This window comes from Serratia sp. FS14, from assembly GCF_000695995.1.
GTDB lineage: Bacteria > Pseudomonadota > Gammaproteobacteria > Enterobacterales > Enterobacteriaceae > Serratia > Serratia nematodiphila.
In genome coordinates this window covers 4,754,284-4,779,105 of sequence record NZ_CP005927.1, presented here as the reverse complement: position 1 = coordinate 4,779,105, position 24,822 = coordinate 4,754,284, and the positions used below count along the sequence as shown (strand labels likewise).

24 protein-coding genes and 1 riboswitch are annotated in these 24,822 nt (G+C 62.4%); of the genes, 15 read left to right on the top strand and 9 right to left on the bottom strand.

The genetic code is table 11. The annotated features are described in order from the left end of the window. Complete coding sequence (locus L085_RS21895; protein ID WP_004939804.1) at positions 1-402, top strand: YkvA family protein; 402 nt, start codon at positions 1-3, stop codon at positions 400-402. A 4-nt stretch (positions 403-406) separates the two neighbouring features. Here the strand turns inward: L085_RS21895 and bioA are convergent, their stop codons facing one another. Further along, positions 407-1,681 carry an adenosylmethionine--8-amino-7-oxononanoate transaminase gene (gene bioA / locus L085_RS21890; RefSeq protein ID WP_044031729.1) on the bottom strand — a complete coding sequence of 425 codons (1,275 nt, stop codon included), beginning with the start codon at positions 1,679-1,681 and terminating at the stop codon, positions 407-409. 88 nt (positions 1,682-1,769) lie between these two features. Here bioA and bioB point away from each other — a divergent pair, with 88 nt between their 5' ends. Genes bioB through bioD form a run of 4 tightly spaced genes read left to right on the top strand, consistent with a single transcriptional unit; the run spans position 1,770 to position 5,382 of the window. Continuing rightward, on the top strand, positions 1,770-2,807 hold the full coding sequence (gene bioB, locus L085_RS21885) for a biotin synthase BioB (protein ID WP_025160023.1): 1,038 nt from the start codon (positions 1,770-1,772) through the stop codon (positions 2,805-2,807). Continuing rightward, positions 2,807-3,958 (top strand): 8-amino-7-oxononanoate synthase, encoded by a 1,152-nt coding sequence (gene bioF / locus L085_RS21880; protein ID WP_044031728.1) that lies wholly within the window; start codon positions 2,807-2,809, stop codon positions 3,956-3,958. The genes bioB and bioF overlap by 1 nt, the downstream gene beginning before the upstream one ends. Then, entirely contained in the window at positions 3,942-4,709 is a 768-nt protein-coding gene (gene bioC / locus L085_RS21875) for a malonyl-ACP O-methyltransferase BioC (protein WP_015377013.1), read from the top strand. Before bioF ends, bioC begins: the two co-directional genes overlap by 17 nt. Further along, entirely contained in the window at positions 4,702-5,382 is a 681-nt protein-coding gene (bioD, locus tag L085_RS21870; RefSeq protein ID WP_044031727.1) for a dethiobiotin synthase, read from the top strand. The genes bioC and bioD overlap by 8 nt, the downstream gene beginning before the upstream one ends. 53 nt (positions 5,383-5,435) lie before the next feature. Here the strand turns inward: bioD and L085_RS21865 are convergent, their stop codons facing one another. Further along, positions 5,436-7,070, bottom strand: a complete 1,635-nt coding sequence (locus L085_RS21865) for a hypothetical protein (protein ID WP_044031726.1) — start codon at positions 7,068-7,070, stop codon at positions 5,436-5,438. A gap of 129 nt (positions 7,071-7,199) precedes the next feature. Further along, complete coding sequence (locus L085_RS21860; protein WP_044031725.1) at positions 7,200-7,910, bottom strand: ATP-binding cassette domain-containing protein; 711 nt, start codon at positions 7,908-7,910, stop codon at positions 7,200-7,202. A 1,107-nt stretch (positions 7,911-9,017) separates the two neighbouring features. Here L085_RS21860 and uvrB point away from each other — a divergent pair. Both uvrB and L085_RS21850 read left to right on the top strand, forming a co-directional pair. After that, complete coding sequence (uvrB, locus tag L085_RS21855) at positions 9,018-11,030, top strand: excinuclease ABC subunit UvrB (RefSeq protein ID WP_033633875.1); 2,013 nt, start codon at positions 9,018-9,020, stop codon at positions 11,028-11,030. 100 nt (positions 11,031-11,130) lie between these two features. After that, the gene (locus L085_RS21850; RefSeq protein ID WP_044031724.1) at positions 11,131-11,397 is read left to right on the top strand and encodes a VF530 family protein; all 267 of its coding nucleotides are present in this window, start codon (positions 11,131-11,133) and stop codon (positions 11,395-11,397) included. 6 nt (positions 11,398-11,403) lie between these two features. Here L085_RS21850 and yvcK read toward each other — a convergent pair whose 3' ends face one another. After that, positions 11,404-12,321, bottom strand: coding sequence for a uridine diphosphate-N-acetylglucosamine-binding protein YvcK (gene yvcK, locus L085_RS21845; protein WP_044031723.1), 918 nt, complete (start codon positions 12,319-12,321; stop codon positions 11,404-11,406). A gap of 260 nt (positions 12,322-12,581) precedes the next feature. Further along, positions 12,582-12,726: riboswitch (molybdenum cofactor riboswitch) on the top strand. Between yvcK and moaA the strand changes: the two genes are divergently transcribed. The 6 genes from moaA to L085_RS21815 all read left to right on the top strand — a co-directional run bounded on the left by moaA (position 12,713) and on the right by L085_RS21815 (position 16,275). Then, the gene (gene moaA / locus L085_RS21840) at positions 12,713-13,699 is read left to right on the top strand and encodes a GTP 3',8-cyclase MoaA (RefSeq protein WP_033641045.1); all 987 of its coding nucleotides are present in this window, start codon (positions 12,713-12,715) and stop codon (positions 13,697-13,699) included. Its footprint overlaps the riboswitch before it by 14 nt. 24 nt (positions 13,700-13,723) lie before the next feature. Beyond that, positions 13,724-14,239, top strand: coding sequence for a molybdenum cofactor biosynthesis protein B (gene moaB / locus L085_RS21835; protein ID WP_021503999.1), 516 nt, complete (start codon positions 13,724-13,726; stop codon positions 14,237-14,239). Positions 14,240-14,242: 3 nt separating this feature from the next. Further along, a complete protein-coding gene (gene moaC, locus L085_RS21830) occupies positions 14,243-14,722 on the top strand; it encodes a cyclic pyranopterin monophosphate synthase MoaC (protein ID WP_004939770.1) in 480 nt (159 codons plus the stop codon). Beyond that, on the top strand, positions 14,719-14,964 hold the full coding sequence (gene moaD / locus L085_RS21825; RefSeq protein WP_004939768.1) for a molybdopterin synthase sulfur carrier subunit: 246 nt from the start codon (positions 14,719-14,721) through the stop codon (positions 14,962-14,964). The genes moaC and moaD overlap by 4 nt, the downstream gene beginning before the upstream one ends. A 2-nt stretch (positions 14,965-14,966) precedes the next feature. Continuing rightward, positions 14,967-15,434 carry a molybdopterin synthase catalytic subunit MoaE gene (gene moaE / locus L085_RS21820; protein WP_004939764.1) on the top strand — a complete coding sequence of 156 codons (468 nt, stop codon included), beginning with the start codon at positions 14,967-14,969 and terminating at the stop codon, positions 15,432-15,434. A 130-nt stretch (positions 15,435-15,564) separates the two neighbouring features. Beyond that, positions 15,565-16,275: a Bax inhibitor-1/YccA family protein gene (locus L085_RS21815; protein WP_004939761.1), complete on the top strand. Its 711-nt coding sequence runs from the start codon at positions 15,565-15,567 to the stop codon at positions 16,273-16,275. Positions 16,276-16,345: 70 nt separating this feature from the next. On the opposite strand, the gene L085_RS21810 is transcribed toward L085_RS21815, so the two are convergent. From L085_RS21810 to cecR, 5 genes are read right to left on the bottom strand one after another with little or no spacing between them, the layout of a single operon-like run. Next, positions 16,346-17,452 (bottom strand): ABC transporter permease, encoded by a 1,107-nt coding sequence (locus tag L085_RS21810; RefSeq protein WP_044031722.1) that lies wholly within the window; start codon positions 17,450-17,452, stop codon positions 16,346-16,348. 12 nt (positions 17,453-17,464) lie between these two features. Next, entirely contained in the window at positions 17,465-18,619 is a 1,155-nt protein-coding gene (locus L085_RS21805; protein WP_004939756.1) for an ABC transporter permease, read from the bottom strand. Continuing rightward, the gene (locus L085_RS21800) at positions 18,616-20,352 is read right to left on the bottom strand and encodes an ATP-binding cassette domain-containing protein (RefSeq protein WP_044031721.1); all 1,737 of its coding nucleotides are present in this window, start codon (positions 20,350-20,352) and stop codon (positions 18,616-18,618) included. Before L085_RS21800 ends, L085_RS21805 begins: the two co-directional genes overlap by 4 nt. 8 nt (positions 20,353-20,360) lie before the next feature. After that, positions 20,361-21,347, bottom strand: a complete 987-nt coding sequence (gene hlyD, locus L085_RS21795; RefSeq protein ID WP_044031720.1) for a secretion protein HlyD — start codon at positions 21,345-21,347, stop codon at positions 20,361-20,363. A gap of 18 nt (positions 21,348-21,365) precedes the next feature. After that, positions 21,366-22,064: a transcriptional regulator CecR gene (gene cecR, locus L085_RS21790; protein ID WP_015377023.1), complete on the bottom strand. Its 699-nt coding sequence runs from the start codon at positions 22,062-22,064 to the stop codon at positions 21,366-21,368. A 297-nt stretch (positions 22,065-22,361) separates the two neighbouring features. On the opposite strand from cecR, the gene rhlE reads away from it, so the two are divergent. Both rhlE and L085_RS21780 read left to right on the top strand, forming a co-directional pair. Beyond that, complete coding sequence (gene rhlE / locus L085_RS21785; RefSeq protein ID WP_015377024.1) at positions 22,362-23,741, top strand: ATP-dependent RNA helicase RhlE; 1,380 nt, start codon at positions 22,362-22,364, stop codon at positions 23,739-23,741. Positions 23,742-23,855: 114 nt separating this feature from the next. Then, the gene (locus tag L085_RS21780; RefSeq protein WP_044031719.1) at positions 23,856-24,815 is read left to right on the top strand and encodes a D-2-hydroxyacid dehydrogenase family protein; all 960 of its coding nucleotides are present in this window, start codon (positions 23,856-23,858) and stop codon (positions 24,813-24,815) included. Positions 24,816-24,822 lie beyond the last annotated feature (7 nt).

Here is a 24,822-nt window from a genome sequence, read left to right as displayed (position 1 = left end):
ATGATTTCACTGAAAAAACGCACGCCGTGGTTCGGCTGGCTGCGCCGTTGGGCCAAAGGCATCAAGCGCGATATCTACGCGCTGTGGCTGGCCGCCCGTGATAAGCGCACCCCGTGGTACGCCAAGCTGATCGCGCTGCTGGTGGCCGGCTATGCGATCTCGCCAATCGATTTGATCCCGGATTTCATTCCAGTGCTGGGCTATCTGGACGATGTGATCATCGTGCCGTTGGGCATCATGCTGGCGGTGCGCCTGATCCCCAAGCCGCTGATGGCCGAGCTGCGCGAGAAGGCGCAACAGCGCGTCGACAACCCCACCGGCCGCATGGCGGCGGCGATGATCATTTTACTCTGGCTGCTGTGTCTGGGATTGCTGGCCCGCTATCTGGACCAGCATTGGTAAGGCATTAACGCGCGGCGGCGGCCACGGCGGCGGTCAGGCGGCTGAGCTGTTCCGCTTCGATGATGTAAGGCGGCATCAGGTAAATCAGTTTGCCGAACGGCCGGATCCACACCCCGCGCTCGACGAACCCGCGCTGCAGCTCGGCGACATCCACCGGTTCGCGCATCTCCACCACCCCAATCGCCCCCAGCACCCGCACGTCCGCCACCTTCGGCAGCGCCGCCAACGGCAGCAGTTCCTGCTTCAGCTGGGCTTCGATGGCGCTCACCTGCGCCTGCCAGCGATTTTCCGCCAGCAGCGCCAGGCTGGCGTCCGCTACCGCGCAGGCCAGCGGGTTGCCCATAAAGGTCGGCCCGTGCATAAAGCAGCCGGCCGCGCCGTTGCTGATGGTCTCCGCCACGTGGCGGGTGGTCAGGGTGGCGGACAGGGTCATGTAACCGCCGGTCAGCGCCTTGCCCAGACAGAGAATGTCCGGCACCACCTGCGCGTGTTCGCAGGCGAACAGCTTGCCGGTGCGGCCGAAGCCGGTGGCGATCTCGTCGGCGATCAGCAGCACCTGATGACGATCGCACAGCTCGCGCACCCGCTTGAGGTAGGTTGGGTGGTAGATGCGCATGCCGCCGGCGCCTTGCACCACCGGTTCCAGGATCACCGCCGCCACTTCACCGGCGTGCTGCTCCAGCAGCGCGGCGAACGGCGCAATGTCCTCTTCGCGCCATTTCTCGTCGAAGCGGCACTGCGGCGCGGTGGCGAACAGGTGCGGCGCCAGATAGCCCTGATAGAGGCTGTGCATCGAGTTGTCCGGATCGCAGACCGACATCGCGCCGAAGGTATCGCCGTGATAGCCGTGGCGCAGCGTCAGGATGCGCTGCCGGCGCTCGCCGCGCGCCTGCCAGTACTGTAGCGCCATCTTCAGTGACACTTCCACCGCCACCGAACCGGAATCTGCCAGGAACACGCACTGCAGCGCTTCCGGCGTCATCGCCACCAGCCGACGGCACAGCGAGATGGCGGCCGGATGGGTGATGCCGCCGAACATCACGTGCGACATCTTCTCCAACTGCTGGCTGGCGGCCTGATTCAGACTCGGATGGTTGTAACCGTGGATCGCCGCCCACCAGGAGGACATGCCGTCCACCAGGCGCCGGCCATCCGCCAGCTGCAGCTCGACGCCGCTGGCCGACTCGATCGGGTAACAGGGTAACGGGCGGCTCATGGAGGTGTAGGGGTGCCAGATATGACGTTGGTCAAACGCCAGGTCGGAAGCGGTGACAGACATACTTGTAAACCGAATTGAATTAAGATTGGTTGACAGTATATCCACAATATTTAAACTGGCGACACTTTTTCGTTTTGGAGACGCCATGATGGCCGACCGCATTCACTGGACAGTAGGGCAAGCCCAGGCCCTGTTTGATAAACCGCTGCTGGAACTGCTGTTCGAAGCGCAAACCGTACACCGTCAGCACTTCGACCCGCGTCAGGTGCAGGTCAGCACGCTGCTCTCGATCAAGACCGGCGCTTGCCCGGAAGACTGCAAATACTGCCCGCAGAGCTCACGCTACAAGACCGGCCTGGAGTCGGAGCGGCTGATGCAGGTCGAGCAGGTGCTGGAATCGGCGCGCAAAGCTAAAGCGAACGGCTCGACCCGTTTTTGCATGGGCGCGGCGTGGAAGAACCCGCACGAGCGCGATATGCCTTATCTGCAGCAGATGGTGCAGGGCGTGAAAGCGATGGGCATGGAAACCTGCATGACGCTGGGCACGCTTGACGGCACTCAGGCCGAGCGGCTGGCGGAGGCCGGGCTGGATTATTACAACCATAACCTCGATACCTCGCCGGAGTTCTACGGCAGCATCATCACCACCCGCAGCTACCAGGAACGCCTGGATACGCTCGACAAAGTGCGCGACGCCGGCATCAAAGTGTGCTCCGGCGGCATCGTCGGGCTGGGTGAAACGGTGCGCGACCGCGCGGGGCTGCTGGTGCAGCTGGCCAACCTGCCGAAACCGCCGGAGAGCGTGCCGATCAACATGTTGGTGAAGGTGAAAGGCACGCCGCTGGCGGATAACGATGACGTCGATCCGTTCGATTTCATCCGCACTATCGCGGTGGCGCGCATCATGATGCCGGCCTCTTATGTCCGTCTCTCCGCCGGCCGTGAACAGATGAATGAACAGACGCAGGCGATGTGCTTCATGGCCGGCGCCAACTCCATCTTCTACGGCTGCAAGCTGCTGACCACGCCGAATCCGGAAGAAGACAAAGACCTGCAGCTGTTCCGCAAGCTGGGGCTCAACCCGCAGCAGACCGCAACCGAACACGGCGACAACCAGCAACAGCAGGTGCTGGCCAAGCAACTGCTGAACGCCGATACCGCCGAGTTTTACAACGCGGCGCCGTGATGAGCTGGCAGCAACGCATCGAGCAGGCGCTGGCAGAGCGGCGCCTCAACGCCGCCTACCGCCGGCGACAGGCCACCGAGGGCGGCAATGGCCGCCAGATCAGGCTCGGCGATCGTCTCTACCTGAACTTCTCCGGTAACGACTACCTGGGGCTGAGCCAGGATGCGCGGGTGATCGCCGCCTGGCAGCAGGGCGCGCAGCGTTACGGCGTCGGCAGCGGCGGTTCGGGCCACGTCACCGGCTTTAGCGCGGCGCATCAGGCGCTGGAAGAGCAACTGGCGGCGTGGCTCGGCTATCCGCGCGCGCTGCTGTTCATCTCCGGTTACGCCGCCAACCAGGCGGTGCTGGCGGCGTTGATGCAGAAGGGCGATCGCATTTTGGCCGATCGCCTCAGCCATGCCTCGCTGCTGGAGGCGGCGGCGCAGTCGCCGGCCGAGCTGCGCCGGTTCCAGCACAATCAACCGCAAGCCTTGGCGGATCTGCTGGCCAAACCCTGCGACGGGCAGCGGCTGGCGGTGACCGAAGGGGTGTTCAGCATGGACGGCGACGGCGCACCGTTGGCGGAGCTGCATCGCTTAACCCGTGCGGCGGGCGCCTGGCTGATGGTGGACGATGCCCACGGCGTCGGCGTGCGCGGCGAGCAAGGCCGCGGCAGCTGCTGGCAGCAGGGCGTGCGCCCTGAACTGCTGGTGGCGACCTTCGGCAAGGCGTTCGGCGTCAGCGGCGCGGCAGTGCTGTGCGATGAGGCGACCGCCGAGTATCTGCTGCAGTTCGCTCGCCATCTGATCTACAGCACCGCGATGCCGCCGGCGCAGGCCTGCGCGCTGCAGGCGGCGCTGGCCTGCATTCGAGAGGGTGATGAACGGCGCGCCCGGCTGCAGGATAACATCCGGCGTTTCCGCCAGGGCGCGGCGCCGCTGGCGCTGACCCTGACGGATTCCGACACCGCCATCCAGCCGCTGCTGGTGGGGGACAATCAGCGTGCGCTCGATCTGGCGACCCGTCTGCGCGATCGCGGCCTGTGGGTGAGCGCCATCCGTCCACCGACGGTGCCCCCGGGCGGCGCGCGGCTGCGCATTACCCTGACGGCGGCGCACCAGCCGCAGGATATCGATCGGCTGCTGGAGGTATTGCATGACGTCAGCCAATGACACAGTGAACAAACAGGCGGTCGCCTCGGCCTTCAGCCGCGCGGCCGGCAGCTACGACGCCGCCGCCGCGCTGCAGCGTGACGTTGGCGAGCGCTTACTGGGGATGGGGAGTTCCCACCCGGGCGAACGGCTGCTGGATGCCGGCTGCGGCACCGGCTATTTCAGCCGTCTGTGGCGCGAGCGCGGCAAGCAGGTGACGGCGCTCGATCTGGCGCCGGGGATGTTGGCATTCGCCCGCCAGCAACAGGCGGCGCACCATTATCTGCTGGGCGATATCGAGCAGGTGCCGTTGCCCGACGCGGCGATGGACATCTGTTTCAGCAGCCTGGTGGTGCAGTGGTGCAGCGATCTGCCCGCCGCGCTGGCGGAGCTGTATCGCGTCACCCGGCCCGGCGGTGTGATCCTGTTCTCCACGCTGGCGGCGGGCTCGCTGCAGGAATTGGGGGACGCCTGGCAACAGGTGGACGGCGAACGTCACGTGAACGCCTTCCTGCCGCTGGCGCAGATCCGCGCCGCCTGTGCCGACTATCGACACGAGCTGGTGACGGAGCTGCGCACCCTGAATTACCCGGACGTGATGACGCTGATGCGTTCGCTCAAGGGCATCGGGGCGACGCATCTGCACCAGGGACGCGAGGGCGGCCTGATGTCGCGCGGCCGCCTCGCCGCGCTGCAGGCGGCTTACCCGTGCCGGCAGGGGCAGTTCCCGCTCAGCTATCATCTGGCTTATGGAGTGATTTATCGTGATTAAACGTTGGTTCGTGACCGGCACCGACACCGAGGTCGGGAAAACTGTCGCCAGCAGCGCCTTGCTGCAGGCCGCCAATCTGGCGGGCTACCGCAGCGCCGGCTATAAGCCGGTGGCTTCCGGCAGCGAGATGACCGCCGAGGGGCTGCGCAACGGCGACGCGCTGGCGCTGCAGGCCAACAGCGGCGTGGCGCTGGGGTACGACGAAGTGAACCCTTACGTTTTTGCCGAACCGACTTCGCCGCATATCGTTAGCGCCGATGAAGGCCGGCCGATAGACGCAGCGCGGCTGTCCGACGGCCTGCGCCGGCTGGAACAGCGCGCCGACTGGGTATTGGTCGAGGGCGCCGGCGGGTGGTTTACTCCGCTGTCGGCGCAGTACACCTTCGCCGACTGGGTGCAGCAGGAGCAACTGCCGGTGATCCTGGTGGTGGGTATCAAACTGGGCTGCATCAACCATGCGGTGTTGACGGCGCAGGCGGTGCAACAGGCGGGGCTGACGCTGGCCGGTTGGATCGCCAACGACGTGGCGCCGCCGGGGCGGCGGCATCAGGAATACCTGGCCACGCTGCGCCGCATGCTGCCGGCGCCGCTGCTGGGCGAAATCCCGCACCTGCCGCAGGCCGAACGAACGCCGTTGGGGCAATATCTGGATATCAGCCTGCTGGCGCAGTGAGAGGTTCTGGCTGATGAATCATAACGCCGGGTCTTATGACCCGGCGTTGGCTTTTACATGGCGGTAATACAGGCGTTATCGAGATAAAGCACGCCATTTTTCGCCAGGGCAAACAGGTTGAACGTCAGGATGACATGGGTCGCCCAGACCGGGACTTTTCGTCGATTGGCGTTGAAACGATATTCGGTGTACTCGGCGTAAGCATCGGCTTTCAAGGCGGCGTCCCAGGCTGCCGGCGCGGCTTTGGCTACGAGCGAGACGCCGTTGTCCGCATGTTCCTGGATACAGGCATATTGCAGCGTCGCGAACAGATTGCCGGTACCGCCGTTGACCGTTTTCAGGGTAAAACAGGCGCCCAACTGCTCATATTGCGCGGCGGGCACGATCACTCTCACCCCTGCGTTGGTATTGGCGTTGCCCAACTTGGTCACTTTCAGGGCATTACTGCCGTTGACGCCCGCGCCGGCTTCGATACTGATAGTCACTGCGTCTGAGGTAAAGGGTTCGCTGATCGTGCCGCCTGTTACTTCCCAGCCAAACGGCTTAGCGGAAAAGGCGAACTCACCGTCTTTTAACTTGTTATTCACGGCGCCGACCAGCGTCTGGATCCCGGCGCCACCCCCACCGCCATCCAGTCGGCTATTGACGATGACAAAGTCGCCGGTACCGCTGAAATAGCGGCCGCTGGTGGTTCTTACGCCATAGAACTTCACGCTGTCGACGATAATCCCGCTACTGCCGGCCTCGGCGTAAAACAGCGACGCTTGCGCCAGTCGGCCGCCGGCGACGATGATTTCGCCGCCGTGAATCAACAGCGATGCATTTTGATTGGCGCTGCAACGGAAGGGAATTTCCGTAAGCGGACTATTACCGTTGTTGAATTCCATATGGCAGCCATGCAATTCAATGCTACCGGCCTCAACGTCGGCGATCGAGCCGGCATAGTCGATCGAAGTGCCGAACAGGCGGAAGGCGCCGTTGGGGTTAGCGTTGCGAACGGCCAACCCCTGGGAATTGCCGAGGGTGCCACCGAAGAAGTTGATGCCTTCGCCGAAGTTTTGGGCGCCGCTGTTCGTTGAAGGCATATGCAGGCACTCAAAACAGCGAATGACTTCACAGGCGTAGTGGTGGGCGATATAGGCATTGGTGCCGTAGTACAGGCCGTAGTAGAAGCCGGAAATATAGACGTTATTGACGGAAAAGTTGCCCAGCGGGCCTTCAGGCGAATCGAAACGGACGCCGTCGATATAGGTGTATTCGATCGTCGTTTCATCTTTGCTGTTGTTAATCCTGGCGCCGATGCCCTTTACGGTGAAATCTTTCATGATAGGTGCCGGGCGAATAGGAACGTTGTTATCCAGCGCGCCGCTGCTGGTATAGCAGCGCAGGAAATAGTTATGGTCGCTTTCCGTGCCGTTGGGGATCTCGGTAGTGATGTTGACGCCGTTGCCGTCGATATAGACGAACCCGACATTGATATCGGTTTTAGGCGCCGACCAAAGGGCAAAAGGCGCGGCGAATCTGACAATCGCAGGGCGTTTTAACGTTTTGATGATAAAGTCTTGTGCGCCGACCAGTTCGTCGCGCGAACTGACGTAAATGCCTTCAATATTAAGACGTTCCTGCAGATTCCAGTTTTTGTTGCGCAAATCCGCGTATTGAATAAATGCCGCGTTGTTGTCTGTCATGCTTACATCCCTCGATATTATGGTGTCGGTGTGACCCCTATCGAGTATGAAAAGACGGCGGGCCCGTGCCTATTGGGCGCAGACCGGCCGTGGCTGATACAACAGCAACCTAATCGCTAACCCGACCACTCACTCCGCCAGCCCGGCGCCGATCAGCGCCTCATCCAACTGCGTCAGCGCGCCGTGTGCCACGGTGCGCCCGCTATCGAGCAGACAAAAGCGGTCCGCCACCCGGCGCACGAACGGCAACTGATGCTCTACCAGCAAAATGGTCATGCCCAATTCATAGTTGAGCCTGCGGATCACGTTGCCGATGTCGGCGGCGATCGAAGGCGGCACGCCCGCCGTGGGTTCGTCGAGGATCAGCAGCGCCGGTTCCTGCGCCAGCGCACGACCGATCGCCAACTGGCGTTGGGCGCCTTCGCACAGATCGCCGGCGCGGCGGGTACGCATCTGGCGCAAATTGGGAAACAGGCTGTAGATCAGCGGCGGAATGCAGCGAGGGGCGCCGCGCACGGCCATCTGCGCCACCTGCAGATTCTCTTCCACGCTCAGCTGCGAGAAGAGTTGCCGCCCTTGCGGGACGTGGCTGATGCCAAGTGCGGCGCGGCGCTCCATCGGTTGCAGCAGCAGGTTTTGCGGCGGCTGATCTGCCGGCTGCCAGGTCATGCTGCCGCTCACTACCGGCAAATGCCCCATGATGCAGTTGACCAGCGTGGTCTTACCCACGCCGTTGCGCCCGAGCAGCACGGTGCACTGGCCGCGCGGCAGCTCCAGGTTGATGTCCCACAGGGTGTGGTTTTGACCGTAGAATTGATTGACCGATCTCAGGCTCAGCATTTGGCATTCTCCTCATAGACGCTCGTTTCACTCGTTGGCGGGGGACAGCAAAGGCCGCATGCGCGGCGAATTTCCCGAGTGTGGCAATGTCTGGAACAAGATGCCGTCCGTCCGATGAGCCAGAGCAAGGTCTACGGTGGACGGAATGACAGTCAATATGTTGTTAAAAACGACGCTTGTGACGACTTGGTGTCGTTCTTGCGCTTTTACAGGCGATAGCACCGCGAGGGGTACACGCTGCGGCTGGCAGCGCATCACGCCGCCGCACCGCATTGATACGCAGGAAGATAAAGCAACTCTCAGGCCAATTTTGTCGCCGGGTGAAAACGGGGATTGTTATCGCCTTGTTAACCGCTAATCAGGCCTGACGCGCTCTGCCGCGGCGGCCTGAAAATACGCCGGGAAGTTAACCCGGACGTTTTTTGCACTCTTGTGGTGCTTTCCGGTGAGGGCGTGGTGCAAGGCATTGCGCCGCCGTCAAGCGCGATCCGCGAGAAAGGGGGCAATGCGATTTTAGCAATGGGGATTTTTAGTATTAATCGGCATAAACAAAGCGATATTTTTATGAAAAAATAACTAAAAAAGCCATTTTGGCGAGTGTAAAGGGCGAAAAGCTTTCTTTCTGTAACTCCCGCCCCGGGCGGGGCGGTGAGAGTTATCCACTATTCCTGTGGATAACCTTGTGCATTAGATTTAGAAAAACGCTGTAAAGCGAGAGCCGACGCGGGTTCTGTTCGCTTTGCCCGCATTCTCGTCTTTTTATTAAATGTCTTATATATCAATAGATTAATTAAAATCAAGACACAGGGGTATTGATCAGGTCTCTATGTATGATTTTTCGACGCGGTGCTATCAATAAGTTAATTCGCGGCAAGTTCTGGGGATAAATCTGTTATTGACAATAAAAATGTCACCCGGCTGTAACCTCACGGTGCAACGGCATCGCCGCCGTGCCGGGCGCAGCGACGAATCCGCTTGAAGCTGGTTTTATATCCAGTATCATGGGCACTGGCGCAAATCGCCGACACTTTCCATAATTAGGGGCCATGTCCGGCGCAGAGCCGGCTGGCCGCCTGAGCGCGCGCATCTCCACAGGGTAGCCGAGCAATGAGTAAACTTTTCAAACTGCATTCCGAGTTCAAACCGGCCGGCGATCAGCCGGAAGCCATCCGCAAGCTGGAAGAGGGGCTGGAAGACGGCCTGGCGCACCAGACGCTGCTGGGGGTCACCGGTTCGGGCAAAACATTCACCATCGCCAACGTGATAGCCGATCTGAATCGGCCGACCATGGTGCTGGCGCCGAACAAGACGCTGGCGGCGCAGCTGTACGGCGAGATGAAAGCGTTTTTCCCGGAGAATGCGGTGGAATACTTCGTCTCCTACTACGACTACTACCAGCCGGAAGCCTACGTGCCCAGCTCCGACACCTTCATTGAAAAAGACGCTTCGGTGAACGAGCACATCGAGCAGATGCGTCTTTCCGCCACCAAGGCGTTGCTGGAGCGGCGCGACGTGGTGGTGGTGGCGTCGGTATCGGCGATCTACGGCCTGGGCGATCCGGATCTTTACCTGAAGATGATGCTGCACCTGACCCAGGGAATGATCATCGATCAGCGCTCCATTTTGCGCCGCCTGGCGGAGCTGCAGTATTCCCGCAACGATCAGGCTTTCCAGCGCGCCACCTTCCGCGTGCGCGGCGAGGTGATCGACATCTTCCCGGCGGAATCGGACGAGCTGGCGCTGCGCGTCGAGCTGTTCGACGAAGAAGTGGAACGGCTGTCGCTGTTCGATCCGCTGACCGGGCAGATTGAGCAGGTGGTGCCGCGTTTTACCATTTACCCGAAGTCGCACTACGTGACGCCGCGCGAGCGGATCATGCAAGCGATGGAAGAGATCAAGGTCGATCTGGCGGACCGCCGCAAGGTGCTGTTGGCCAACAACAAGCTGCTGGAAGAGCAACGCCTGACGCAGCGCACCCAGTTCGATCTGGAGATGATGAACGAGCTGGGCTACTGCTCGGGCATCGAAAACTACTCGCGCTACCTTTCCGGGCGTGCCGAGGGCGAGCCGCCGCCGACGCTGTTCGACTACCTGCCGGCGGACGGCCTGCTGGTGGTCGACGAATCCCACGTCACCATTCCGCAGATCGGCGCGATGTTCAAGGGCGACCGCGCGCGCAAGGAAACGCTGGTGGAGTACGGCTTCCGTCTGCCGTCGGCGCTGGACAACCGCCCGCTGCGCTTCGAGGAATTCGAGGCGCTGGCGCCGCAGACCATCTATGTTTCCGCCACGCCGGGCAAATATGAGCTGGAGAAATCCGGCGGCGATCTGATCGATCAGGTGGTGCGCCCGACCGGGTTGCTGGATCCGATCGTGGAAGTGCGGCCGGTCGCCACTCAGGTGGACGATCTGCTCTCCGAGATCCGCAAGCGCGCGGCGATCAACGAGCGCGTGCTGGTGACCACCCTGACCAAACGCATGGCGGAAGACCTGACCGAATACCTGGAAGAGCATGGCGAGCGCGTGCGCTACCTGCACTCGGACATCGATACCGTGGAACGGGTCGAAATCATCCGTGACCTGCGTCTGGGCGAGTTCGACGTGCTGGTGGGCATCAACCTGTTGCGTGAGGGCCTCGACATGCCTGAGGTGTCGCTGGTGGCGATTCTGGACGCCGACAAGGAAGGTTTCCTGCGTTCCGAGCGTTCACTGATTCAGACCATCGGCCGCGCGGCGCGTAACCTGAACGGCAAGGCGATCCTGTATGGCGATCGCATCACCGATTCGATGGCCAAGGCGATCGGCGAAACCGAGCGGCGCCGCGCCAAGCAGCAGGCCTACAACGAAGCCAACGGCATCGTGCCGCAGGGGCTGAACAAGAAGATCGGCGATATTCTGCAGATCGGCCAGCCGGTCAACCGCGCCAAGGCTAAAGGCAAGGGCAAGGCGGCGGACAGCGGCGCTCAGCTGCAGAACCTCACGCCGAAAGCGCTGGATCAGAAAATCCGCGATCTGGAAGCGCAGATGTACACACATGCGCAAAATCTGGAGTTCGAGCAGGCGGCTGCGCTGCGCGACGAAATCCACCAGCTGCGCGAGCAGTTCATCGCGATTTCCTGACCGTTGGACGGCGCCCGCGCTGTGGGCGTCAAAATTCCTTGTCGGCCGCGTCAAAGCTGTTATGGTGTGCGGCCCGATTTGACCACGAAGAGTACCGAACATGAGCCAACACCAGTCTAAAGACCCGCTGCACGGCGTGACGCTGGAGCAACTGCTGAATAAACTGGTGGATCACTACGGTTGGTCCGAACTGGGCGCGCGCATTCGCATCAACTGCTTCCGCAGCGATCCGAGCATCAAGTCCAGCCTGAAGTTTTTGCGTCGCACGCCCTGGGCGCGCAAAGAGGTGGAAGAGCTGTATATCGATATGGTCAGCCATCCCGCCCCGGCCAGCGATAATCCCTGGCTGCGCGGGCGAGACGGTTAAATTCGGTCAGCGGCGGGCGGCCAGCTCCACCAGCGCGTGATCCAGCGCCTGGCGCAGCAGCTGGCGATCGTGGCGGTAGGGGATGTCGCTCGCTTCCAGCGGCTGTTGAATCACCACCCGATCCTGCACTTCACTGGTGTCCACCGCCGGGCCGACAATCAGCGCATCGATCATCCGGCGGCCGATCTTCTCTTCCATCAGCGTCAGCTTATCCTTTAACGACAGCGCCGCGGCGGCCACGCTCAGTTCGCGGCCGAGGTTGCCGATATAAATCATGCTGGCGCTGCTGCGGCGCAGCGCCTGGGTGAGATCGTCCAGCAGCAGCAGCGGCATCAGGCTGGTGAGGAAGCTGCCCGGCCCGATCAGGATCACGTCGGCTTGCGCGATGGCGTCCAGCGCTTCGCGCGTGGCGTTGACCGGGGGCGACAGCATCAGCTCCTGCGGCATATGGGCCAGTTGATCGACATTCACTTCACCGTAAACGTGATTGCCTTCGTGATCGTGCGCCATCAAATCCACCGGCTGCTCCGACATCGGGATCAGCGCCGCGTCCACCTTCAGCAAGCTGCGCACCAGGTTGATCGCTTCCAGCGGGCGTACGCTCAGGTGATCCAGCGCTTTCAGCATCAGGTTGCCCAGGTTATGGCCGGCCAGCTCACCGTTGCCGCTGAAACGGTATTCGAACATCGCCGAGGCGACGCTCGGTTCGGTGATCAGCTGGTTGAGGCAGTTGCGGGTATCGCCCCAGGCAATGCCGCCTTCCGAACGGCGGATGCGGCCGGTGGAACCGCCGTTGTCGGTGGTGGTGACGATGCCGGTCAGGCGGGAGCCTAAGGACGACAGGGCCGACATCACACGGCCCAGACCGTGTCCGCCGCCCAACGCCACCACGCGGTCGAGATCGGCCAGGGTACGATTACGCATAAATTTCCTTACAAAGGGGCTGAACTGCCGGCATAAGGTAGCGGATCCGGCATAAAAACGCGATAAAGAGTGTCATTTGCGTGATTCTGGTCAATTCGTCCACGCAAGCGATGTTTATCATGGTTTACCCGAATAGACGGCGTCTAAAAACGCTGTATAGACAATTATATAGCGAATTAACGCGTTGGCTATCGTTGCCGATTAGCGCTAGAATTCTGCTGAAAACCACGGTTTCATTCCGGCTACTCAAGGTAGCGGGAAGAGAAATCAAACTCCTAGCCCCTGCGCCTACGTTGTTCATCCGGAACGATATGGCGCCTGGGCCGTGGCGAAGTCAGCCACCAGGGTGCAGAGGGGAAACGCTCGCATCTCCCGACTTTGGAAAGGTGTTATGGTACCGCAACTCATTGATGCTTATGAGCGCAAGTTCTATTACCTGCGCTTGTCGATCACCGACGTGTGCAACTTTCGTTGCACCTATTGTCTGCCCGATGGCTACAAGCCGAGCGGCAGCCCGAAAAGCTTCCTGTCGCTGGATGAAATCCGCCGCGTCAGCCGCGCGTTCGCCGAACTGGGCACCGAAAAGGTGCGCCTGACCGGCGGCGAGCCTTCGCTGCGCCGTGATTTTACCGAGATCATCGCCGCCGTGCGGGAAAACCCGGCCATCCGCACGCTGGCGGTCACCACCAACGGTTACCGTCTGGCGCGCGACGTCGCCGCCTGGCGTGACGCCGGTCTGACGGCGATCAACGTCAGCATCGACAGCCTGGATCCCCGTCAGTTTCACGCCATCACCGGCCAGGACAAGTTCCGCCAGGTGATGGACGGCATCGACGCCGCCTTCAGCGCCGGTTTCAGCAAGGTCAAGGTCAACGCCGTGCTGATGCGCGACGTCAATCACCAGCAGCTTGGCGCCTTTCTCGCCTGGATCAAGGATCGGCCGATCCAGCTGCGTTTTATCGAACTGATGGAAACCGGCGAGGGCGGCGAGCTGTTTCGCAAACACCACGTTTCCGGCGAAGTGATTCGCCGGCAGCTGGAACAGCAGGGCTGGCAGCGCCAGGCACGCGGCCGCAGCGACGGCCCGGCGCAGGTGTTCAGCCACCCGGACTACCAGGGTGAGGTGGGTCTTATCATGCCGTATGAAAAAGACTTCTGCGCCAGCTGCAACCGGCTGCGCGTTTCTTCCATCGGTAATCTGCACCTGTGCCTGTTCGGCGAGCAGGGGGTGCCCCTGCGCGATCTGCTGGCGGACGACGGCCAGCTCGATGCGCTGAAGGCGCGCATCCAGAGCGGGCTGCTGAGCAAGAAGCAGACCCATTTCCTGCATCAGGGCAACAGCGGGATCACCCAGAACCTGTCGTTTATCGGCGGCTGACAGCCAATAGGAGCTTATTGAACCATGAGCCATGCGAGCAGCGAGTTTATTGCGGCGCATATCGCCATCCTGACCGTGTCCGACAGCCGCGGCGCGGCGGAAGACACCTCCGGCCAATATCTGCAGGACGCGGCGCGGGAAGCCGGCCATCAGGTGGTGGATCGCGCCATCGTCAAAGATGACATTTACCAGATCCGCGCGCGGGTTTCCGCGTGGATCGCCGATGACAACGTGCAGGCGGTGCTGATCACCGGCGGCACCGGTTTTACCGCGCGCGACAACACGCCGGAAGCGCTGTTGCCGCTGTTCGACAGAGAGGTGGAAGGGTTCGGCGAACTGTTCCGCATGGTGTCGTACGAAGAGATCGGCACCGCGACGATCCAGTCGCGCGCGCTGGCCGGCCTGGCCAACCGCACGGTGATTTTCGCCATGCCGGGTTCCACCCGCGCCTGCCGCACCGCCTGGGAGCGGATTATCGAAGAGCAGTTGGACGCGCGCCATCGGCCGTGCAACTTCCAGCCCCATTTAAAGAAGCCCTGAGTCATGACACAGCTAACCCACATTAACGCCGCCGGCGAAGCCCATATGGTCGACGTTTCCGCCAAGGCCGAAACGGTGCGCGAGGCGCGCGCCGAAGCCTTCGTCGAGATGCTGCCCGCCACGCTGGCGATGATCGTCGACGGCAGCCATCACAAGGGCGACGTGTTCGCCACGGCGCGCATCGCCGGCATTCAGGCGGCCAAACGCACCTGGGAGCTGATCCCGCTGTGCCACCCGCTGATGCTGAGCAAAGTCGAAGTGCAGCTGGAAGCGCAAACGGAGCACAGCCGGGTGCGCATCGAAACCTGCTGCCGGCTGACCGGCAAAACCGGCGTCGAGATGGAGGCGCTGACCGCCGCCTCGGTGGCGGCATTGACCATCTATGACATGTGCAAAGCGGTACAGAAAGACATGGTGATCGGCCCGGTGCGCCTGCTGGCGAAAAGCGGCGGCAAATCCGGCGATTTTAAGGTGAACGCATGATCGATATTCTTTTCTTCGCGCAGGTGCGCGAACTGGTGGGCACCGGCGCGCTGTCGATGCCGGCGGATTACCCGACCGTCGAGGCGCTGCGCCAGGCGCTGTGTGCGCGCGGCGATCGCTGGGCGCTGGCGCTGGAGTCCGGCAAACTGCTGGCGGCGGTCAATCAGTCGCTGGTGGCGGCGGATCATCCGCTGCGCGCCGGCGATGAGGTGGCCTTCTTCCCGCCGGTCACCGGGGGGTAAGCATGGAAAACACCCGCATTCGCGTGGGCGAAGCGCCGTTCAACGTCGGCGACGAGTATCAGTGGCTGGCGCAGTGCGACGCCGACGGCGCGGTGGTGACCTTCACCGGCAAGGTGCGCAACCATAACCTTGGGGACGACGTCAGCGCGCTGACGCTGGAACACTACCCCGGCATGACCGAGAAGGCGCTGGCGGAGATCGTGGCCGAGGCGCGCAGCCGCTGGCCGCTGCAGCGCGTGACGGTGATCCACCGCGTTGGCGCGCTGTATCCCGGCGACGAGATCGTGTTCGTTGGCGTGACCGGCGCGCACCGCAGCATGGCGTTCGCCGCCAGCGAGTTCATCATGGACTACCTGAAGACCCGCGCGCCGTTCTGGAAGCGCGAAGCGACCGGCCAGGGCGATCGTTGGGTGGACGCTCGCGACAGCGATCGCGAGGCCGCGCAGCGCTGGCACGACGCGGCTAAATAACGCGTCAACAGCGGAAACAAATCAAGACCTTTGCCGCTTTCGCGCGGCCTATTCTGTGGTACGCTTATAGCAGGCGAAGCCCCGTTCGCGGGGCTTCGGAATCTTGTTTACAACGCAAAAGGTAACCGTCATGGACCGATATCCACGCTCTAATGGTTCTATCGTCGAACGTGCCAACAGCGGCATTCAGGCCTACATGGCGCAGGTTTACGGCTGGATGACCTGCGGTCTGCTGCTGACGGCGTTCGTTTCCTGGTATGCGGCCAATACGCCCGCGATCCTCAACTTCATCTTCTCCAGCCAGATCACCTTCTTCGGTCTGATCATCGCCCAGTTGGCGCTGGTGTTCGTGATTTCCGGCATGGTCAACCGCCTGAGCGGCGCGGTGGCCACCTCGCTGTTCATGCTGTACTCGGCGCTGACCGGGCTGACGCTGTCGAGCATCTTCATCGCGTACACCTACAGCTCGATCGCCAGCACTTTCGTCGTCACCGCCGGCATGTTCGGCGCGATGAGCCTGTACGGCTACACCACCAAGCGCGATCTGAGCGGCTTCGGCAGCATGTTGTTCATGGCGCTGATCGGCATCGTGCTGGCTTCGCTGGTGAACATCTGGCTGAAAAGCACCGCGCTGATGTGGGCGATTACCTACATTGGGGTGGTGGTGTTCGTCGGTCTGACCGCGTACGACACGCAAAAACTCAAGGCGATGGGCGAGCAGCTGAACGCCGATGATAAAGACGGCTTCCGCAAGTACGCCATCGTTGGCGCGCTGACGCTGTATCTCGACTTTATCAACCTGTTCCTGATGTTGCTGCGCATCTTCGGCAACCGCCGCTAAATCCGTCGTCTTTCAAGCCTTAGGGTATCTGGCGATCAAAAAGCTCTGCATGTGATATGCAGAGCTTTTTTTATGCGATCTTGCGGCGGAACAGCGCGTAGGCGGCGCTGCCGGTGGTGGCGGTGATCACCAGCAGCGGCCACAGGCTGCGCCAGATGATGCTGAAGCTGGCGTCCTTCAGGTAGATCTGCTTGGTGATGTCGGTGAAGTGGCGTATCGGGTTCACCCAGGTCAGATCCTGCAGCCACACCGGCATATTCTCCACCGGCGAGACGTAACCCGAGAGCAGGATCGCCGGCATCATGAACACGAACACGCCGATAAACGCCTGCTGCTGAGTGGCGCACAGCGACGAGATCAGCAGGCCGAAACCGACCAGCGACAGCCCGTAGATCAACATGGTGGCGTAGAACAGCAGCAGCGATCCGGCGAACGGGATCTGGTACAGGAAGATGCCGATCAACAGCACGATGCTGGACTGGAAGCTGGCGACGATCAGCGCCGGCACTGCCTTGCCGATAAAGATTTGCCAGGTGGTGAGCGGCGAGACCAGCAGCTGTTCCAGCGTGCCCTGTTCGCGTTCGCGCGCCACCGACAGCGAGGTGACGATCAGCACGCCGATGGTGGTGATCATGGCGATCAGCGACGGCACCACGAACCATTTGTAGTCCAGATTCGGGTTATACCAGTTGCGCACCACCAGTTCGCTGTTGTTGGGTTTGGCGCGGTTGCCGAGCAGCTCGTTCTGATATTCCTGCACGATCTGCTGTACGTAGTTGGCGGCGATCTGCGCGCTGTTGGAGTTGCGCCCGTCGAGCAGCAGCTGCAGCGGCGCGGTGTGGCCGGCGGCGATATCGCGCGAGAACTGCGCCGGGAAGCGGATCAGCAGCAGCGCCCGCTGGTTGTCGATGGTGGTCTTTATCTCCTGCGGATTGCGCAGCAGCAGCACATGGGAGAAGGCTTTGGCCTTGGCGAAGCGTTGGGTCAGCTCCACCGAGGCCTGGCCGCTGTCCTCGCTGTAGACCGCGATGGTGGCGTTGGTGACTTCCAGCGTCGCGGCGAACGGGAACAGCAGCACCTGCAGGATCACTGGCATGATCAGGATGGCGCGGGTTTGCGGATCGCGCAGCAGCGCCTGCATTTCCTTGATGATAAGCGTCAACAGACGGTGAAACATCGCTCTTTCTCCTTAATCCAGCCGGCGCTGGGTTTTCCAGGCCGTCAGGCCGATGAACACCACGGCGGAAGCGATCAGGAACAGCAGATTGATCGCCAGTACGGTGCCGACGTTGCCCGCCAGGAACAGCGTTTGCAGCGTGCTGACGAAGTAACGCGCCGGAATGATGTAGGTCACCGCGCGCACGATGGCCGGCATGCTGTCGATCTGGAAAATGAAGCCGGACAGCATGATCGACGGCAGAAAGGCGGCGTTCAGCGCCACCATCGCCGCGTTGAACTGGTTGCGGGTGAGGGTGGAGATCAGCAGGCCCATGCCGAGGGTGCTGGCGAGGAACAGGCTGCTGATCAGCAGCAGGATCGGCAGCGAACCGCGATAGGGCACGCCGAGCACCCACACCGCCACCGCCATGCACAGCGCCATGGCGATCATGCCGAGGAAGTAATATGGGATCAGCTTGGAGAGCAGCAGCTCGCTGCGCGTCACCTGGGTGGACAGCAGGGCCTCCATGGTGCCGCGTTCCCATTCGCGGGCGATCACCAGCGAGGTGAGAATGGCGCCGATCACCGTCATGATGATGGTGATGGCGCCGGGAATGATGTAGTGCCGGCTGATGGCCGCCGGGTTGAACCAGTAGCGCATCTGCACGTCAATCAGCGGCTGGTCGCTGCTCCCCCGATCGGCGGCGCGTTGCTGCTGCCAAACTTGCCATACGCCCTGGGCATAGCCCTGCACGAAGTTGGCGGTGTTCGGCTCGCTGCCGTCGGTGATCACCTGGATAGGGGCGCTGTCGTGCGGGCGCGCCATGCGCTGGTCGAAATCCACCGGGATCACCACCAGGCCGCGGATCGTGCCGGCCTGCATCTGCTGGATCAGCTGCTGGCGGTTATCGCTGATGGTCGGTTCGATATAGGGCGAACCGGCGAAGGCGTGGGCCAAATCGCGCGCGTCTTCGCTCTGTTGTTCCATCAGAATGCCCAGATGCAGCTTGCTGGAGTCCAGGTTGATGCCGTAGCCGAAGATAAACAGCAGCATCAGCGGGATGACGAAGGCGATCAGGCCGCTGCTGGGATCGCGCAGTATCTGCCGCGTCTCCTTCAGGCACAGCGCGCGCAGCCGGCGCCAGGAGAAGCCGCCGTCATCGATTGGGGGTCGGTTATCGCTCACCGCGTTTCCTCCTCGTCGTAGCCCTGCACCAGCTCGATAAACGCCTGCTCCATCGAAGGGCTGGGATTGTTGTCGCGCGCCACCTGCTGTTTGAGATCGTCCGGCGTGCCGGCGGCGATGATCTTGCCGCGATACACCAGGCCGATGCGGTCGCAGTATTCCGCCTCGTCCATAAAGTGGGTGGTCACCATCACCGTGACGCCCTTGTCGACCATGCCGTTGATGTGCAGCCAGAACTCGCGCCGCGTCAGCGGATCGACGCCGGAGGTCGGTTCGTCGAGGAACAGAATATCCGGTTCGTGCATCAGCGCGCAGGCCAGCGCCAGGCGTTGCTTGAAGCCGAGCGGCAGGGCATCCGGCGTCTGATCGAGGATCGGCGCGAAGTTGAAGGCGCGGGACATCTCGTCGATTTTGTCGCGCTGCGCCTTGCCGCTCAGGCCGTAGACGCCGGAGAAGAACTTCAGGTTCTGCGCCACCGTCAGATTGCCGTACAGCGAGAATTTTTGCGCCATGTAGCCGAGGCGTTGGCGCGCCTTGCCGGAACTGGTCTTCAGATCCATCCCCAGCACCAGCGCCTTACCGCCGGACGGCACCAGCAGGCCGCACATCATTTTGAAGGTGGTGGACTTGCCGGCGCCGTTCGGGCCGAGCAGGCCGAAGATTTCTCCGCGCCGTACCTGAAAATCGACGTGATCGGTGGCGGCGAAATCGCCGAATTTCTTGGTCAGCTGCACCGCTTCGATCACCGTTTCACCGCTTTCACCGTTGACGGTCGGCATGATCTCCGCCAGCGCCGAGCGATGGTTGGGGCCGCCGCCGAGCAGATCGATAAACGCATCCTCGAAGCGCGGATCCGCTTCGTCCAGTTCGGCGTCCGGCAGATCCAGCGCCTGCAGCAGCTGCCGGTGATCTTCGCCTTCTTTCAGGATCAGGCGCAGGTACTTGCCCTGGATCACGCCGTCGGTGACCGCCGGCAGGCAGATCGCCCGCTGCAGCAACGATCGATGGCTGCCCGGCGGCGCGGCGATCAACACCGTGCGCCCGGCCATGCGCTGGGTCAGATCCTGCGGCGCGCCGCTGAACAGCAGCTCACCCTCGTTGAGCAACAGTACTTCGCGGCACTGCTCGGCCTCGTCGAGATAAGAGGTACTCCACAGGATCAACATGCCGTCATTGGCCAGCTCGTGCACCATGCGCCACAGCTCGCGGCGCGAGATAGGATCGACGCCGACGCCCGGCTCGTCCAGCAACAGCACCTGGGGTTCGCCGACCAGCGTGCAGGCCAGGCCGAGCTTCTGTTTCATGCCGCCGGACAGTTTGCCCGCCAGGCGCTCGGTGAAGCGGGTCAGATCGGTAAATTTCAATAGCCGTTCGAAGGTCTGGCGCCGCAGATCGCCGGTAACGCCGCGCAGATCGGCGTACAGCGTCAGGTTCTCCATCACCGTCAGATCCTCATACAGCCCGAACTTCTGCGGCATGTAGCCGAGGATCGCGTGCAGTTGACGATCCTGCGCGATCGGATCCAGCCCGGCGACCCGCAGCTTGCCGCTGCTGGGCTGCAGCAGCCCGGCCAGCATGCGCAGCAGGGTGGTTTTGCCGGCGCCGTCCGGGCCGACCAGCCCGATGACCGCGCCGCTGCGCAGGGTGGTGGTCAGGCTGGCGACCGCCGGTTTCTCAAGCGACGGGAAGCGCTTTTCCAGCCCTTCCAACTCGATGGTGTGCGCCTGTTCCATGGCCGGCCTCAGGGTTTGGCGAAGCGCAGGGTGACCGGCATGCCCTGACGCAGCGCGTCGTCGGCGTCGGTGACGATCACCCGCAGGCGGTACACCAGATCGGTGCGCAGATCCGGTGTTTCAACGCTTTTCGGCGTGAATTCCGCGGTCGGCGAGACGAAACCGATCTTGCCGTGGTAAGGCTTGCCGGGGCGGCCGTCGGTGTAAATTTCCAGCTCGGTGCCGGGCACCGCCTGGTTCAGGCTGGTCTCGTTGACGTAGGCGCGTACCCACACCGGCCGGGTCAGCGACAGGGTGAACACCGTGCCGCCGGCGCCGAGCATGGTGCCCGGCTCTACCGCGCGGGTCAGCACCGTGCCGGCGGACGGGGAGACCAGCGTGGCGTCTTGCAGATTCAATTGCGCCTGCGCCAACGCCGCTTCGCTTTGCGCCACCTCGGCCTTGGCCTGTTCAATCTCTTGCGGGCGATTGCCGCTGCGGTATTGCGACAGCTTGTCCTTCGCCGCTTGCAAATTGGCCTGCGCCTGATTGCGGGCGGTGCGCGCATCTTCCAGCGCGTCGGCGGACGTGGCGTTTTTCGCCCACAGCCCTTGCTGGCGCTTCAGGAAGCTGTCGGCGTAGGCGAAGGCGGACTGGCGCTGCGCCATTTCTGACTGCACCTGGGCGATCTCTTCGGTGCGATAGCCGGCCTGCAGCAGCGACAGTTTGGCACGCGCGCTGCCGACGTTGGCCTCGGCCTGCTGCAGCGCGTTGCGATAGGGGGCATCGTCCAGTTTGCCGAGCAGCTGGCCCGGCTGAACGGCATCGCCTTCATCCACCGTCAGCGACGCCAGGCGGCCGTCGACGCGGAAGCCGAGGTTGACCGTGCGGATATCGACGTTGCCGTACAGCGTCAGCGGCTTATCCTGCTGCTGTTGGTAATGCCAGACCGCGTAAGCGGCGGCCGCGATCAGCAGAATTAACAACACGATCAAGGCACTGCGTTTTTTGTTCATAACACTCCCTGCCTGAATTTACGCGCCGTGACGTTGGCGCAGCCCAATAACCAAAATCTCGATATGCTCGCTCAGCACCGCCGCGATTTGCGCCGCTTCACTTTCACCAATCTCTTGCCAGCCGGCCTGACGGCGGATGGTCTCTCGCGCCACGCGGAACGACAGCACCTCGCCGATCAGCGCGTGGGTATGCAGCACCAGGCGAGTGGCGTGCTCGTCAATGCCGGTGGCGGCCGACAGCAGGCGGCACAGCCGCTCGTGCATCGGCGCGATCACCTGGCGGTGGATCAGCGGATAGGCCTCGGTCGGGGCGAGCTGTTCGCGCGACATGATTTTGCTCAGGTTCAGCGTGTGCGGCTGGGTCATCAGCTCGCTGAAGGCCAGCAGGCCACGCTGCAGCAAGCGTAGCGCCGCGTCGGGTGAGCGTTGTTCGGGCACTTCTTGCCCAAAGCGATCGACCTCTTCGGCCAACGGGGCGAACGCCTGCTGGATGAAATCGGCGAGCGACTGCGCTACGGCCAGATACAGCCCCTCTTTGGAGCTGAAGTAGTAGGTGATGGCGGCGATGTTCTGGCCGGCGCGCTGGGCGATATCGCGCGTGGTGGCGCCCTGCAGGCCGAATTCGCCGAACAGTTCGGTCGCCGCGGCGAGCAGTTGCCGGCGCGTTTGCTCGCCGCGCGCCCGGCCGGCGGCCTGATGAGGTACGGAAGCTGGCATGGGTCACGCTCGAAGTTAATCAATCATATGATTAACTTTATGCCAGATTGTCTAAAACGCAACCGCTAACCACAATGAGTTATGTGATCGGCTTCAGACAATGCTGAATTTACGGCAGATTGTGCTCTGGGTGCGTAAAAGTGCTTTTTATTGCGCGACTTCTGTTACAATCGCCGCCTGGTGCACTGCAGTTTGTGCCAATCCCTCGTGGTCATGCTTAATGCCCCGTCTGATCATCCTCCCAGGAAACTGCACCGAACACCGTTAGGTTAGGGGGGATCTGGAGTTTTTCTCTTTATGTCATTTGAAACCCTCGGCTTAAGTGCTGAAATTGTGCGCGCTGTTGAAGAACAGGGCTATCGCGAACCGACGCCAATCCAGCGTCAGGCTATCCCTGTCGTGCTTGAAGGTCGTGACCTGATGGCCAGCGCCCAGACCGGCACCGGTAAAACCGCCGGTTTTACCCTGCCGCTGTTGCAGCTGCTGAGCAAGCATGACCATCCGGTCAAGGGCCGTCGCCCGGTGCGCGCGCTGATCCTGACGCCAACCCGTGAGCTGGCGGCGCAGATCGGCGAAAACGTCGATGCCTACAGCAAACACCTGCGCCTGCGTTCGCTGGTGGTGTTTGGCGGCGTGAGCATCAACCCGCAGATGATGAAGCTGCGCGGCGGCGTCGATATCCTGGTGGCGACGCCGGGCCGTCTGCTGGATCTGGAGCATCAGAACGCGGTTGACCTGTCAAAAATCGAAATTCTGGTGCTGGATGAAGCGGACCGCATGCTGGACATGGGCTTTATCCACGACATCCGCCGCGTGCTGGCCAAGCTGCCGGCCAAGCGCCAGAACCTGCTGTTCTCCGCGACCTTCTCCGACGATATCAAGGCGCTGGCCAACAAGCTGCTGCATAACCCGGCTTCGGTGGAAGTGGCGCGCCGCAACACCGCGTCCGAGCAGATTGAGCAGAGCGTGCACTTCGTCGACAAGAAGCGTAAGCGGGAACTGCTGTCGCAGATGATCGGCGAAGGCGACTGGAAACAGGTGCTGGTGTTTACCCGCACCAAGCACGGCGCCAACCACCTGGCGGAACAGCTGAACAAAGACGGCATCACCGCCGCGGCGATCCACGGTAACAAGAGCCAGGGCGCCCGTACCCGCGCGCTGGCCGATTTCAAAGACGGCCGCATCCGCGTGCTGGTGGCGACCGACATCGCGGCGCGCGGTCTGGATATCGACCAGCTGCCGCATGTGGTGAACTACGAGCTGCCTAACGTGCCGGAAGACTATGTGCACCGTATCGGCCGTACCGGCCGTGCGGAACGCACCGGCGAAGCTATCTCGCTGGTGTGCGTGGATGAGCACAAGCTGCTGCGCGACATCGAACGTCTGCTGAAGCGTGAAATTCCGCGCATTGCGCTGCCGGGCTACGAGCCGGATCCGACCATCAAGGCCGAGCCGATCATCAACGGCCGTCAGGGTGGTGGGCGCGGCGCGCCGCGCGGCAACGGCGGCGGCCAGCGTTCCGGTAACGGCGGCGGTCAGCGCAGCGGTAACGCGAACGGCGGCCAGCGTGAAAACCGTGGCAACGCTAACGGTAACGCCCGCCCGCAGGGTGATGGCCAGCGTCGTTCCGGTGCGCCGTCTTCGCGCCGCCCGCGCAACCGCAAACCGGCCGAATAAGCCTGATTGCTCAAAGAGTAAGCCGCCGATACGGGCGGCTTTTTTTTTGCCTGGCGGAACGGCATTTTCGTACTAGGCTGGACGGTGGCTACCCCTAGATTCCAGGAGACGGAGATGAAATTGAAGTGCGCAATTCTCGATGATTACCAGCAGGTGGCGCTCAAGATGGCGGACTGGTCGGCGCTGGCCGATCGGGTGGAGGTGTCGGCCATCAGCGCGCACTTTACCGATGAAGCGGAGCTGGCGGTGCATCTGCAGGAGTGCGACATTCTGGTCATCATGCGCGAGCGCACGCCGATGACCGCCTCGCTGCTGGCGCGGCTGCCGAAGCTGAAGCTGCTGATCACCTCCGGCATGCGCAACGCCGCTATCGATCTGGCCGCCGCCGCCGAGCGCGGCGTGGTGGTGTGCGGCACCGCCAGCGGCTCGGCCGCGCCGATGGAACTGACCTGGGCGCTGCTGCTCGGGCTGGCGAAGCATATCGTGCCGGAAAGCGTCGGGCTGCAAAACAATGGCCCGTGGCAGCTGGGCTTAGGCGTCACGCTGCAGGGCAAGACGCTGGGGTTGCTGGGGCTGGGCAAGATCGGCGGCCAGATGGCCCGGGTGGCGCAGGCGTTCGGCATGCGGGTGCTGGCCTGGAGCCAGAACCTGACGGCGGAACGTGCGGCGCAAGAGGGCGCTGAGCTGGCGCCGTCCAAGCGGGCGCTGTTTGAGCAGAGCGACTTTGTCTCCATTCACCTGGTGCTGAGCGATCGCAGCCGCGGGTTGGTGGGGCGTGATGAATTGGCGGCGATGAAGCCCACCGCGTACCTGATCAATACCTCGCGCGCGGGCATCGTCGATCGGGCGGCGTTGGTGGACGTCCTGCAACAGCGGAAGATCGCCGGCGCCGGGCTGGACGTGTTCGAGACGGAGCCGCTGCCGGCCGACGACGTGTTTCGCCAGCTGACCAACGTGCTGGCGACGCCGCATGTGGGTTATGTGGCGGACGACAATTACCGCGCCTACTTCACCGAGGCGGTCGAGGACATTGCGGCGTTCCTTGCCGGCCAACCGATCCGCCGGCTGGGCTGACGGCATT

Bases quoted from the DNA above. Each gene is read 5' to 3' on its own strand.
- L085_RS21895 (WP_004939804.1), top strand. From the start codon at position 1: ATGATTTCACTGAAAAAACGCACGCCGTGGTTCGGCTGGCTGCGCCGT.
- bioA (WP_044031729.1), bottom strand. From the start codon at position 1,681: ATGTCTGTCACCGCTTCCGACCTGGCGTTTGACCAACGTCATATCTGG.
- bioB (WP_025160023.1), top strand. From the start codon at position 1,770: ATGGCCGACCGCATTCACTGGACAGTAGGGCAAGCCCAGGCCCTGTTT.
- bioF (WP_044031728.1), top strand. From the start codon at position 2,807: ATGAGCTGGCAGCAACGCATCGAGCAGGCGCTGGCAGAGCGGCGCCTC.
- bioC (WP_015377013.1), top strand. From the start codon at position 3,942: ATGACGTCAGCCAATGACACAGTGAACAAACAGGCGGTCGCCTCGGCC.
- L085_RS21865 (WP_044031726.1), bottom strand. From the start codon at position 7,070: ATGACAGACAACAACGCGGCATTTATTCAATACGCGGATTTGCGCAAC.
- L085_RS21860 (WP_044031725.1), bottom strand. From the start codon at position 7,910: ATGCTGAGCCTGAGATCGGTCAATCAATTCTACGGTCAAAACCACACC.
- uvrB (WP_033633875.1), top strand. From the start codon at position 9,018: ATGAGTAAACTTTTCAAACTGCATTCCGAGTTCAAACCGGCCGGCGAT.
- L085_RS21850 (WP_044031724.1), top strand. From the start codon at position 11,131: ATGAGCCAACACCAGTCTAAAGACCCGCTGCACGGCGTGACGCTGGAG.
- yvcK (WP_044031723.1), bottom strand. From the start codon at position 12,321: ATGCGTAATCGTACCCTGGCCGATCTCGACCGCGTGGTGGCGTTGGGC.
- moaA (WP_033641045.1), top strand. From the start codon at position 12,713: ATGGTACCGCAACTCATTGATGCTTATGAGCGCAAGTTCTATTACCTG.
- moaB (WP_021503999.1), top strand. From the start codon at position 13,724: ATGAGCCATGCGAGCAGCGAGTTTATTGCGGCGCATATCGCCATCCTG.
- moaC (WP_004939770.1), top strand. From the start codon at position 14,243: ATGACACAGCTAACCCACATTAACGCCGCCGGCGAAGCCCATATGGTC.
- moaD (WP_004939768.1), top strand. From the start codon at position 14,719: ATGATCGATATTCTTTTCTTCGCGCAGGTGCGCGAACTGGTGGGCACC.
- moaE (WP_004939764.1), top strand. From the start codon at position 14,967: ATGGAAAACACCCGCATTCGCGTGGGCGAAGCGCCGTTCAACGTCGGC.
- L085_RS21815 (WP_004939761.1), top strand. From the start codon at position 15,565: ATGGACCGATATCCACGCTCTAATGGTTCTATCGTCGAACGTGCCAAC.
- L085_RS21810 (WP_044031722.1), bottom strand. From the start codon at position 17,452: ATGTTTCACCGTCTGTTGACGCTTATCATCAAGGAAATGCAGGCGCTG.
- L085_RS21800 (WP_044031721.1), bottom strand. From the start codon at position 20,352: ATGGAACAGGCGCACACCATCGAGTTGGAAGGGCTGGAAAAGCGCTTC.
- hlyD (WP_044031720.1), bottom strand. From the start codon at position 21,347: ATGAACAAAAAACGCAGTGCCTTGATCGTGTTGTTAATTCTGCTGATC.
- cecR (WP_015377023.1), bottom strand. From the start codon at position 22,064: ATGCCAGCTTCCGTACCTCATCAGGCCGCCGGCCGGGCGCGCGGCGAG.
- rhlE (WP_015377024.1), top strand. From the start codon at position 22,362: ATGTCATTTGAAACCCTCGGCTTAAGTGCTGAAATTGTGCGCGCTGTT.
- L085_RS21780 (WP_044031719.1), top strand. From the start codon at position 23,856: ATGAAATTGAAGTGCGCAATTCTCGATGATTACCAGCAGGTGGCGCTC.